This window comes from Pseudomonas sp. LBUM1664 (assembly GCF_059695895.1).
In genome coordinates, this window is record NZ_CP166791.1 from 5,009,771 (window position 1) to 5,023,047 (window position 13,277).

Annotated in this window: 4 protein-coding genes; 1 reads left to right on the forward strand and 3 read right to left on the reverse strand. The window is 58.4% G+C overall.

The genetic code is table 11. From position 1 onward, the window contains the following. Nucleotides 1-71 precede the first annotated feature (71 nt). A complete protein-coding gene (locus ACA047_RS23530; RefSeq protein WP_497353446.1) occupies nucleotides 72-1,403 on the forward strand; it encodes a DUF58 domain-containing protein in 1,332 nt (443 codons plus the stop codon). Between the two features lie 11 nt (nucleotides 1,404-1,414). Here the strand turns inward: ACA047_RS23530 and ACA047_RS23535 are convergent, their stop codons facing one another. The 3 genes from ACA047_RS23535 to ACA047_RS23545 form a co-directional block, all read right to left on the reverse strand. Continuing rightward, entirely contained in the window at nucleotides 1,415-5,515 is a 4,101-nt protein-coding gene (locus tag ACA047_RS23535; protein ID WP_497353448.1) for a hypothetical protein, read from the reverse strand. Between the two features lie 4 nt (nucleotides 5,516-5,519). Further along, on the reverse strand, nucleotides 5,520-9,593 hold the full coding sequence (locus tag ACA047_RS23540) for a Tc toxin subunit A-related protein (protein WP_497353450.1): 4,074 nt from the start codon (nucleotides 9,591-9,593) through the stop codon (nucleotides 5,520-5,522). 68 nt (nucleotides 9,594-9,661) lie between these two features. Further along, a complete protein-coding gene (locus tag ACA047_RS23545; protein ID WP_497353452.1) occupies nucleotides 9,662-13,234 on the reverse strand; it encodes a Tc toxin subunit A in 3,573 nt (1,190 codons plus the stop codon). Nucleotides 13,235-13,277 lie beyond the last annotated feature (43 nt).

Here is a 13,277-nt window from a genome sequence, read left to right on the forward strand (position 1 = left end):
CTTTTTGTGGCGAAGTCCATTGGCACAGCATGCAGTTTCACCAAAAATACCCTCTTCATAGGGATTCACCGATGAAACCCTCGCGCCTGCTGTTGCTCTGGCTCGCGGTTTTGCTGGTCGTCGGTATCGTGCTGGGTGCGTTGCGGGCGTTGGGCATGGCGGTTCCATCGGCGCTGCTGTCGATCAACTGGGGGTTGCTGCTGGCGCTGCTGGCCCTGGCAATACTCGACGCCGTGCGCCTCAAGCGCTTGCCCTCGCCCCGGGTGCAACGGCAGATGCCCGGGAGCCTGGCACTCGGTCGATGGGGCGAAGTCCGTCTGGAGATCGGCCATGATTTTGCCGAGCCGTTGAGCGTTGAGGTCTTCGATCATGTACCCGATGGCCTGGGCTTCGAGCACCTGCCCTTGTCGGTCGAACTTCAGCCCGGCCAACACAGCCAGATCGGTTATCGCCTGCGCCCGCTCAAGCGCGGTCACTTCACCTTCGCGCACTGCGAAATCAACCTGCCGAGCCCGCTAGGCCTGTGGGCCGACAAACGCCTGCTGGACGCAGTCGACGACACCCGCGTCTACCCCGATTTCGCCAGGCTCTACGACGGTCAGCTACTGGCGGTGGACAACTGGCTCAGTCAACTCGGTATACGCCAACGCCAACGGCGCGGCCAGGGCCAGGAATTCCATCAACTGCGCGAATTTCGCGAAGGCGACAGCCTTCGCCAGATCGACTGGAAGGCCACCGCCCGCCACCGCACACCGATTGCCCGGGAGTACGAAGACGAGCGCGACCAGCAGATCATCTTCATGCTCGATTGCGGCCGGCGCATGCGCAGCCAGGACGGCGAGCTGGCGCATTTCGACCACGCGCTCAATGCCTGCCTGTTGCTCAGCTACACCGCGCTGCGCCAGGGCGACGCCGTGGGCCTGAGCACCTTCGCCAGCGAACAGCCGCGCTACCTCACGCCGGTCAAAGGCGCGGGCCAGCTCAACGTATTGCTCAACACCGTGTACGACCTCGACAGCAGCCAACGCCCCGCTGACTACCAGGCCGCCGTCACCCAACTACTGGCCCGGCAAAAACGCCGGGCCCTGGTGGTGCTGGTGACCAACCTGCGGGATGAGGACGATGAAGAACTGCTGGCCGCCGTCAAACGCCTGGGCCATCAGCATCGGGTGCTGGTGGCGAGCCTGCGCGAAGAGGCGCTCGACCGGCTACGCCAGACGCCGGTGCAAAGCCTGCCTGAAGCACTGGCTTATTGCGGGACGGTGGATTATTTGAATGCACGGGCCGGGCTTCATGAACGGTTGAGTGCCCATGGGGTGGCGGTATTGCAAGCTCGGCCCGGGGAGTTGGGGGCCGAGCTGGTGACGTTGTATCTGGGGTGGAAGAAGGCGGGGAATTTATAGGGTTGCCGCCCTCACTCCCGAGACGATGGAGAACCTGTCGAAGCGCTCCATTGCCCCACTTTAAGCACCCTCACCAGTGGTTGCAGTCGCGTGCTTTTAATATGAAACCACTCAGCAGTACCGTAAGCCCCTTGTGTCGTTGAGAGGATAGACCAGCTTAAAGGAGCCCCCAACACCCACTGCTGTTCGAGTAATGGGGGATTAAATACCAACTTCAGATTCACTGCGTTCTGATAGTCCATTTCCAGAGCAACACCAGTACCGATCAGATGGCTACCTTCTCTGACTTTCAGCTCGAGAATGTTGTCCGCTCCATCATTAAGTACCAGTGGCTGATAAGCCACATCGATCGGGCTGCCGTTTAACCAAAACTTAAACTCCCCCGGCCACGTCTCTTCACTTTCCAATATCGTAAACACCAACCGATCCGATTCCCTCCCAAATTCACCCGGCACGGATGCGCTCAATACAAAAGTGCCTATCCATGGCGGCAACTCGAACTTAAGCTGCGCCTTGCCCAACGCATTGGTGGCAACCGGCTGCCAATCAAGCCCTTTGAAAAACCAATGCACCTGCACCCCTTCAACCGGCTCACCGGTAGAAGCGCTCACCACCGTTACGTCGACAACGACTTGGGTTCCCGGCGCCCCCTCAAGCAAATTGCTCTTGAGCTCTTGAATCACGCATGCCTCATGCACGTGATAAACAAAGTCCATGACCTCGGTGCCTCCTACGACGCTGGCAGTCACTTTGCCCGGCCCGGGAATCGTCGCAATAAAACTGAGGCGCGTTACGCCGTAAAAGTTAGTGGTAGTGGTCTCAAGTTCTATTGCTTGGTCGGTGCCTTCCCATTGCACCTGTATGTTTTTTGCAGGTCGACCGGACAATCTACTGGTCAGGGTCACTTCAAAGGACAACGTCTCGCCCCAGCCGACCTTGACCTCCTTAAGTGTTTGGTTCGTCGCGGTCATCTCGACCGCCGGCTCCTGGTTGCCCAACGAAAAAGCATTCAGCGGTGAACGCGCCAACAGGCGCGAGGCCGACAGCTGCAAATAGAACGCTGCATTGGTTTCATTCCCTGCCTGAAGATTGACCGGCAGATCGTCATCCGTTAACAACCGTCGCTCCCCCAGATCTACCGGCCCGAATAACAATCCCGAGTTTAATTCTTCGCCGCCGCTGACTCCCAGCGTCAGTTCTTGACCGAGTAAAGGACTGCCCTCCACCGCCGAGAGAGTCAAGCCCAGCGTGTTGTCTCGCCGAGGGAAGAAGGTTTGCTCACCCCAGCGCTGTGCCGCTACCAAACTGCCTTTTACATGAAGGTCGAGCCAGGGAGACTCTGCATACGCCTTCACGGCAAACGTGTGCTCGACCCGGGTACCGTCATAGCGATTGATGACCCAAGCCTGGACGTCCTGGCTTCCCGCTTCCGTCGGCAGGAAATCGCGCTGGGCGATACCGTCCGACCCGGTCAGGGACGCGTCATCATCCCCCCACGCCACGCTCACCTCGTTGGCCGGCTCGCCAGTGAACACCGACCGATACCGCACGGCCAGCCGGGCGCTTTCGTTTTTACTCAAGACCGGGTCGGTCGCGACTTCGAACGGGGTGCCGATCACCACTTTGTTGTGGGCCAGTTTCAGGCCAAACGCCGGTGGCTGCGCAAACTCGGCTTCAAGGCCCAGGAGCTCGACGCTCCAATGACGCTCTGCGGCTTCGGTCGTGCCGGTGAAGTCACAGCGATAGCGAACACCACCGGCCGTCATGGGTGAAGGGTCCGTCAAGGCTGGGGTAATGACCCACTCCGGCGGCAGATCCGACGTCACGATGGTTTCGAGCAACAGCCCATGCAAACCGCCGAGATCGTTTATGGGCAGGACGGTCAGGTCGTGGTGCGCGCCGATGCAGGGGTACAAATCAACCCCGGTGTTCCAGGTTTCAGGCATCTGATCGAACACCAACGAGACCTCTGCGCTCAGGTCATCGGGCAGCAACCGAAACGCCAGGTCGAGGTCCTCTTCCCCACCCGTCGATACCACCTGCAAATCAAATACACCGCTTTGAGTCCCTGACGCTTGAACGTTCCACTCCACCCCTGTGTCGGTAATGGGCTTGGGGATCTCCATATCGGCGATAACAATGGAATCTGCACTCATCGATTCGCGCCATCTCAGAAAAACCTCCTCACCGATCAAAGGGCTACCGGGCTCAACCTCGAGATGGAGCACACCCTCGTGCCCCATCGGACACACCACACCCGCCCCCACCCGATCAACCGCCTCATCATCGAGAATGAAACTCGCCGCTCCCCACGAACTGGTCGCCAGTGTCTTGATGGCAAAGGTGTGTTCCAGCTCTTGCCCGCCTACACGCGGATTGACCCGCGCTGTAATCTCGTAATCCCCATGTTCCTTCGGCCGATCGATCACGCTGGCCCAGCCGTTCACGCCGGAATAAGTTCGCTGTGGCCCTTGAGGGGTGTCCCATTCGACCAGTACGCCAGCAACCGGCTGACGCCCCAGGCTCTGTACCTTCACCATGCACCAGACATAATCGTCCTCGTCCACCACCGGCACCCGGTTGGCTTCACGTACATCGCCGATCTCGAGGTTATGGCGAGCCAGCGACATGGCGTTGACCACGGTTGGCTTCAACAACTCGGCACATGCCAACCGCAAACCGAACTCGCCGTCCTTGTCATCACCGCAATCCAGTGCCCAGATCAACGGTGCATCCCCGACCATAACGGTTTGTTTGAAGTCCGGTTCGACCGTTACCCCCAATTCACCTGGATCTTTACCGTCCCACGCCAACCAGACATTCAGACCGCTCAAAGGGCTGTCCTCGGCAAATAACACCGTCAAGTCATACACCGCACCGCGATCGGGCAAGCCGGTTTTTTCGCCCCACGATGCGGGCTCCATACCAGGAAATTGGACTTGCACCGTTTTCAAAGGGTCTGTGGTGTGAGCCATGACACTCAACGTCTGTAGCGCGTTGCCCGACGCATAGAAGGGGCTCTCTACGCGGGCTTCTATCTCGTGCAGGCCTGCGGTGGTGGGAGTAAATTCGAACTCGGCCACGCCACTCCCATCGGTGTTTTCACGGTGTAGCAGCTCGCCATTCAGCCACCAGCATACCTCGTAGTCGCGCACCGGATGGTTGAGGTAATACGACTTTACCTTAACGCTCATTTTGACCGACTGATCATACTCAATCACCGGCTGGCAAGCCGGTTCCAGAACGGTCTCCACGACCAGCCGATGGTGCCCCAGCGAAACATTAATCGGATAAGGGTCGGCGTGGTACTTGCTATAGAGGGACAGGTTGAACAGTCGAGTGTCGTCTGGGCTCATGTCTGGACAATCCACTTGCCACGTTTGTTCGATCAACTGGTTTTCATCCCATTTGGGCGAAATGACCACCGCCTCCAGCGGATTGTTCTGACTCCATAACAACACCTCGGTTTCGGCCCAGGGGCTGTCCGGCACGGGTTTGAAGGACAACTGGTGGCTGTCCTCACCGGTCGCCCCATAACACAGGTAAAGACAAGGCTCTTCTACCGCAGTGAAGGCCTCACCGTCATTGACGATGTGCTCCAGAACCAGCGGAGCCAGCTCAAGGTGAAAATCGATCTGGGCAACGATGACATCCCTGGTGCTTGTCGCTGCACTCGGGCTTGTTATTTCAAATTCAAAAATATCACCTGGCTGAACCTCGAATTCGATCGGTGCCGTTTCCGGTGTCAGGCTCAGCCCCCTGGTTTCAGAATCTGCCACAGCGTTGCCAAAGGAAGGCAGGGGTATTTCAATCTTGTCCTCGGTTCCAAGCCGACGCAGGATGAAAACGCCATCGTCGGCGTGGAGGTTGCCGTACAGGAAGCTCACTCTATATTCTGCCCCCTCCAACGTCTGCGCGGGCGCAACCACTCTCTGAGCAATCCCGGACCCCTTATAAAGGGACATGTAGTCGATGGTTTCCTCACCCCATTGGCCGGTTTTTTTAGCGATATTGCCCCCCGGTGCACCGGCGTCGTCCCAGTTGGCATAGCCCAAGTCGAAATGACCGTTAAGGACAACATTGGTCCGGATGTTAACTGGCTCTCTGTTCATCTTCTCAACCCCTTGAGCGTTTTTTGTCGGCGCCGTTTACATAGGTCTGGACCTCTCTGGAAAACGCAGGCCCTCCCACCTTGGCGGTGTACCGGACCTTCACAATGATGTCGGTCAACGCCGCCAACTGCTGCTCCTGGCGCTCACGCTCAGGCCAAGGAAAGGACAGCGCCCAACGGGACACGGCGCCAGTGTTTTCGAACGTGTTGCGCAACCCCTCTTCGAGTTTCAACGCCGCCATGCCGAGGTCGTCCAGCCCAATGGAAATGGCCCTCTGCTCACCACTGCTGACATTGAGCAGCACATCGGCCGGTGCAAGGGTGGCGTCGCTGTCATAGAGATAGTCCAGCGACTGAAGCGAAGCCTTGATTGCCGTGGCGCTGCCGATTTGCGTCAGCGTTGCACAAACGTTCTCATAGGGGCCCAGCAGGGTCGGCAGGGTGACCTCCACGGCGCTGATCTGGCGGCAATAATGGTTGTGGTAATCACGGTCGAACAACAGCTGGGACAGCCTGAAATTCAATGTGCCGTTGTCAATCAGGTTCTCCCGTGCCTCGGCCCAGCTGCCGTAGCCCTCCTGCGGGTCGGTGCTGTCGTCGAACAACTGTCGCAGCGACACGGTCTTGACCATCTCAAGGCGTCGCTCATAGCGCAGCAGATAATCGGCTTCCATGCGCAGCAGATCCAGCCGCAGCGCATCCCCGGCGGTCAAGCCGTAATAATTATCCAGCCAGGCATCGGTGCGTATGTGCGAAAGATCGAACTCGGCCGTTTCTACCTGCAACGCGCTCTGGGCACTGAGGCACAAACTGACGACTTGATCGTAGGCTTGATAGTGCAAGGTCTTGCATTGGCCCAGGTACCAGCGATACAGCTCGACGCGCGTGGCGCGGGTGAGCAGAAAATCATAAAGCGCCTGGGTCTGGGCGTTGGCGGTGATGATCTGCGCCAGGCCAACCTCGGCAGCGGCGACCGCATGCTCCTGGGCTTGGATATAATCATCGATCATCACCAGCTCCGCCGCCGCCTGATCGCGCGCCAAGCCCCAGTCCTCACGCCGCCGCCGATAACTTTCCGAGGTGGCATCCTTCTCGGCATTGCTGCGCTCCAGGTCTGCCCCGATCTGGAATCCAAAGCCAACGGCTCGGGGAATATTGCCAAGCGCATGTCCGCCGTTTGCCAGGCCGAATATGTTGGGGAAAGCGTCAATGACAGCGCCCGCCATCTGGAATCCGGTGCTGAGCGCCGACAGCGTTTTGGCGCTGTCGAAGGCCTGCATAACGTTGTACTCGCCAGCGGAAATGTTTTGCGCATGCAGCGTCGCGTAGTGCGAACGGCGTTGCTCGGACATCTCGCGACTGTTGCGCAGGGCCGCCAGGCTGGCCCGCGACTGAGCCAGGTTTTCTTCCTGCATGGCTTTAGTGAAGGCGCTCAACTCGGTCAGGTGACGCTGCTGCAACAGCTCCTGCTCACCCCGGTCCTGTTGTTCCAACAAGCGCATCACCTGGTTGCCGCACTCTTGCAAATACTGCGTCGCCCGCAGCGCCGCATCGAACAACACGCGCCAACGAAACGCCGCCACACGCAAAGGCCCGCCCATGGGCCGAACGGGCCCTGCGCCACCGGCAGCCAGATTATTCAGCAGGTCAGCAGGGTTGATCGTGCTGAACAATTCGATCGACATAGGCTTACCGTCGATCGTCAGGTTATTACGCAGGTTGTACAGCCGTTGTGCCGGTAACTCATATAACTGCAACACCCGCTGGCTGACCGGCAACCGGAACCTATTCGTGCCGAGGACACCGAAATCTTCAAAAAACCGGGTCTTGACCGGCAACCGTCCAGGGTTCACCTCAATCCTTTTTTCAAACACCTTGAGGGCAGCGCTGTCCTCCAGCTCGTCAACCAGCGCCTTCAGCGTGGCGGGTTCCCAGCGATTGAGCGTGCGCGTATCCGGTGTCTCGCCCATGAGGCTCTTGGCGCGCAAATATTGGAGCTTGGCCGCGACCAGGCTGTCTCGTGTCAGTTGCCGGTACAGCCAGTCACCCCACGCAACGAGGTTGGCGACATAGTCGAGGAAAATCAGCTTCTGGTAGTGCCCGGGCGATGAGTAGGCAATCGCATCCGGATCGGTCGGGCTGCTGGCTTCGTAACCCACATCCCCCTCGGCGTTGTTTAGCGGCCGGCAGCGCCAATAACTCGGTTTGGGGGCCGCCGCGCGAGGGCTTTTATCGGCGGGAGCCTGAGGATCGAAGATGAAATGGAGCCACTGCTGGGCTTCGACAAAACGGTCCTCATCCTTGAGTCGCGTCGCCACCAGATGAGGCAAGTGGAAAAACAGCTCCCAGAAAAAAATCCCGTTGGCCCCGTCGAACGGGCCGTTTGGCTCCTCCCCGACAGGCAGCGGCGGCTCATCGGGAAACTGGGTGTCCCAATCGAGCACCGCATCGATCGATACGTTGGCGCGCGTAACCAGTTCCGCGCCGATCAGGGTGTTCACGCGCACGTACTGGAGTTGCAGTTGTTTATTATTGAGGTGCAGAAACTGAGCGCCGAGCGCGTTGGTTTTGTGTAGTACTGGAAGGCTGGGATCAACGGGAATGCCCTTCATTGTCAATATGAAGGTTTTTTCGCCGGAAACCGGGCCGACCAAGGTGAACGTTCCTTCCCAATTGGCGAAGGTGTCGCGGGTGAATTCCACCCACGGGAATGACCAACCTCCGTTATTGGATAACGTCTCGACGGTTTCGGGGTCGCCGACTGTAGAATTCGTTAGCTCTAACTTGAATGTTTCTTCTCCATCAATCTGCCCGGGAATCAGCAGACCACAGTGCGCTTGCACATGCAGCACCTGCTTGCCTGCGCCCTGTGTGACATAGGCTTTGAGCGTATATTTTTCAGCCAGAGGGCCTGACGTCGTAACCTCTTCGGCGTACTCGGAAAATTCTGCCGGTACAACCCGTTGCTGAAGGGTCACAGGGTCCGCGAACCAGACCATCGCCAAGTGATCCAAGATCAACTTTTCATCGGCCACTTTGCGAAACAGCGCGTCGCGGGTTTCGTAGATTTCCACCGGGTTGGGTTGGGCCTCGTCAGCATTGCCATTAGTCAAGTGCACCCCCAACCGCCCCTTAGGGTAAAGCCGGTCGACGTCATCACGCAGCATCACCGCTATCAGCCGGCAGCCAACACTTACGTCCTTGTCGAACTGCGACAGATTCAACCGTATCGGCGGCGACCATTGCCCACTCAGCGTGATAAAGGCCACCTTCAACTCGATCTCATAGGGCTTTTGCAGCCCACCATCACCATCGAACAACGCCTGGCGCCATTCAGCCCAAACCAGGCACAAGCGCCCGCCCCAAAAAACCAGACGGCTGTCGAGCACTTGCACGTCGGTGGGAATATCGACGGGTTTCCACTCACTCCAGGCTGCCGGGTTGATGATCTTAGTCTCAGCGGCCAACTGGACATCGACCTTGCGCCAGAAATAGCGATAGGGCGCGATCCGCTCCTGTCCGACCAGGTAATAATCGGCACTGCTTGTATCAGGTCCGTCTACGTAGCCATTTTTGACGTCAAGATTGCACACCTCTTCAAAGGCGCGCAGGTACTGCTGAACCCCCAGCTGCACTGAATCGACGGTCAGCCGGGTCTGGTTGAGGTTGTTTTCAAGGGCCTTGAACAGGCTGGTCTTGCGGATACGCGCATACGGGGTGATGTAGTCCTCGGGCATGCTCTTGAGCAACTGGCTGGCGGCCCATAACGGGTATTGGCTGGCGATGTCCCAGTCTTCCAGATCCTTGCTGTCGAACTCCCGGTCGGTGTAGCCAGGTTCGAGTTTTTGATAAACCGCGTGTATGTATTGTTGAAAACAGCTGACCGCCTCGGCGACCCAGGACGTCTTGACCTGATGGTTGTCCTGGAGGTCGGTACGCAGCCATTCCAATAGATCGTCCGCTGTTGTGAGCTCCGGAAACCCTTCCGTGTGCTCATCAACTTCCTTGATACCCAGTGCACATTCAACCAAAGCGTCGCGGCGCAGGGCTGTCGCCCGGGTGATGTTTTGCGTAGCCATTGCCTATCTCCTGCCTGCCGGGGTGCGCGCGCCCACCCAATACCGTGGCGCTCGGTGAAGCGTCGTTTTCAGTCGGTGAATTTAATGGTGCGAAACAAAAGACTTGCCTCACCCTTCCAGACTGCTGGCTCTGCGATCGTCACCGCTTCTGGACTGGTGAATGTGATTTCTGCCACCCCTTGGGCATTGGTCAGGCTCGTGGCGGGCACCGGATCGAAAACTGGCGAGAGCGCCCAGTACACCCGCTCATGGACGGCCGGGTTGCCATACTCATCGAGTAGTTGAATCCGCAAAGTGACGTCATTGCCGATTCTTTCCGACTGGACGTAAATCTCGTTGTCCAGTTTAGAGAACGCGAATGTAGAGGGGTCATTGAGCAAAGTGATGATCACCCCAGGCTGTACCTCGCGAACATCCAGTCGATAACTGATCACGTCACGCCCCACCGAGGTACCGGCGTGCACCCTGACAGTGGCCTTACCGTCCGTATCGGTCGTGGACCTCTGTGGTTCAACACGGCACAGCGTCGATGACCAGTAAATGTTGACGTTTTTCTGCGCCACACCCGCGCGCGCGACCGTAACGATCAGTTCCACCGACTCATCACTGTTGGCGATCAACTTGTCGTCATCAACCTCAATCCCGACCACAACTTGATCAACCGCGGCGCCGATGCCGTACAGGGGCGAAGTCCGGCCTTGGTCTGCCAGAAGAGCCGAGATTCGGTCAGCGACGGCTTCGTAAACAGGGAACTCCGCCTGCGGCTTCAACTCGCCGAGCGCCAGCATGACAGGCGCATTCAATTGGCTCTGGAGGGTGAGCTCACGCACACGAGTGAACAAATCAAGGTGCTCAAGGCTACGGATGTAACCTTGCCCGGCATTGACATGGTCGGCGCAATAGCGCACCTCCTCGGCACTCCAGTCAAAGAGTTCGGCGAGCAATTTTGCGGTGTGCTCCTTCACCAGCGTCAACCCATCACCCGACAGGTCATCGGGCAGCCCATTGACCCGTTGCAGATAACCCAGTAACTGCGACTCGGCTTTCTGGCTGAGGGCGACGGCACGGTTATAGACCGTCAAGTAGTAAAGCGCCGTTGGCGGGAAGAGCCCAGTGGCTGGAGCCTCCCCGACGCCATCCCCGATGCTCAGGTAAAGGACCAGAAACTCCACGCTCAACTTGAGTTCCTTGACCACCTCACTGCGGCGGGTAAAACCACCGAGCATGCCCAGGAAAGGATCGCCCGGCTCCTCTTCTCGCCGGCGGCCGGCGGCCGGGCTATCCGCCGCTGCACGCCCCAACGCGTGTAGCAGCACGTCATATACCGTAGCACCTAACCAGCTCAGTACCGGGTGCGCCAAATCGGCGGCCAATCCGCCATACACCGCCAGGCTTTCACGAACCACACTGTACTGACCGGAGCGACTGCTCAGCAGTACCGCCACAATCGTCTCGACGGTTTGTGGATCGTCCCGACCGATTGCCTGCAATACCACGCGCTCAACCACTAACCGGGCATGCTGCTCGTAAGATTGTTCGGGCGATTCGGCCCAATGAATCACCAGCCCATCCTGATCGGCCAGTTCAAGCAACTGGTTCGTCCACTGCCGGTCGTTGGACAGTTGCAACACACCCGCCATCTGCAGCGCCGTCTCGGTAAACAAGGCCGGCACGATTTGCGTGTGAATCTGTTCGAAAAGTTGCGTTTGCGCCTGCGTGGGCTCAGACGGCGCGGGAACGGGACTGGCGTGTTCCAAAGCCCAGGTCGCGTCCAGGCCGCTATTGGTACACCAGCGAACCCACCCCTCCAGGCGCTGAATTTCCGACAAGGCATCCGGTGCCTCCGACTTGGTGTCCGCATTGATACGCGGCTTATCCACTAACGCAGCAACCCAGGCGTCACTGCTCAACAGATTAAGTATTTGCACCGCCAGATTCGGTGCGATGCCCAGTATCTGCGGCAGCCTGGCCATGCGGTAAAAACTTGAAACCACCGCGATACTGCGTTTGAGCGTCGTGGTAAAACCGTGTGCACTGGCGATCAACGGGGCCAGGGTGAAATACGTCGCCAGGTCGATGTTCAAGCCGCTGCAAATCTGCACCACCGTGAGCGCGTCCGCTTCGGTTACCGGTACCAGCGCAAACTCAGTGTCATCCAGCAGCAGAGGAGGCGTCGACAGCGTGTCCTTGTTGAACACCCGGTCGAACTGCGAGCGCTCAGCACCACGGCCGAAGATCGAAATATCCCCCATGAACACGGCGAAATCTTCGGCCGGGCACTGGTAGTACTCTCTGGCGACTTGAAAGAGTCCCAGGGCTCGAACGGTATTGTCTGTGATCCAATAACCGGTATCGGGCGCTGAACGTTCGGCGTCGATGATCGCTTTGAGCAACGCGTCTGTTTCATGGCTGGGCAATTGCAACGCATTGTCCAGGCGGATCTTGCGGTTGAGGCGGTCAAATCTGTCCTCTGAAGTTTCGTAGATCCTATTGGCAGCCTCCAAGCCGGAGTAGTAGATATACATCGAGGTGGCATCTGGCCCATCATTGATGAACACCGAGCCCGCATGCCCTGGCGTAACCTGCCCATTACCAAATTCAGGAGCATGTATAGACACGGTGGGGGCGAACAGCTCAACCGACAGCAAGCCTTCCAGCCCAGGCCGAGTCAATTTGGTTCTTCGGTTGAAGTAAGCGACCTGAGTCAGGTTTAGCCATTCGAGACCCACCGTCCCGTAATTATTCTTGAAGTACAGCACCGTCTCGTCGTCCTCCTCCACCTCCACCTCTTCCACCGGAAAATTAGGATCCTCCGTCAATACCCTCCGCAAACTGGGACTGAGCCGTGCCGCTTGGGTGAGTGAAGAATCGGACCTTTCCCCCCACGGCCGCGCACGCAAGAAATAAGGGGACAGGGGATCGCACAACCTCACCACCGAGCCAACGGACATGCCTAAATCCCGGGTCAACTCATCCATCCTGACCCAAGGGTCGTGGAACGGCAGACCATTGGGGTAACGCCGCTTGCTCAGTTCCTCGTTCAGACTCTGGATAGGGCCAAGAGAATCCTCGATCGATTTTTCCAGCACGGCACTGACCACCTCGACCGAAGACACAACACCATGGGCCGTCACCGGATCAATGCGCAACTGGCCCAAGTCTCTGCGCCGGTCCTTGAGGGGGTAGGCGCTGGTGGGTTCGGAAGGCCGGAGTCGACTCTCAGACCAGTGCTTAAGCCACACCGCATAGGCCACGGGCGAATGAATAGCCTCGATCGCATCCGACGGGCACATCTGAGCAAAGTTAGGGTCGAAGAGCCCCTTGTAGGTCGGCCCGCCGACCAATCCCAGCAACCCTTGGCGTTGGTGCGCGGGGAGCGGCTCCGGGCTGGTCAGTTGCTCTTCGATGAAGCGGCGCAGCACCCAGGTCGCCAAACCGTTAAGGCGCAACGCGAGTGCCTGGGCATCTTCGCTTTGCAGCTCGAACTCACTCACCAGACCCGCCGCGCCTTTGCGGGCCAGCGCACACACCGAACCACCCGCCTCAAAATATTGCTCAAGACCGGACAACTGCTCAGCGTTGCGCTCACTCAAAAGCTCTTGGCAGAAGCGCCTGGCGATGCCATCCGGAGAATCCTTCATCGTAGTGCCCCGCTTAAATAAGGGATGCGACCATTGCCAATGA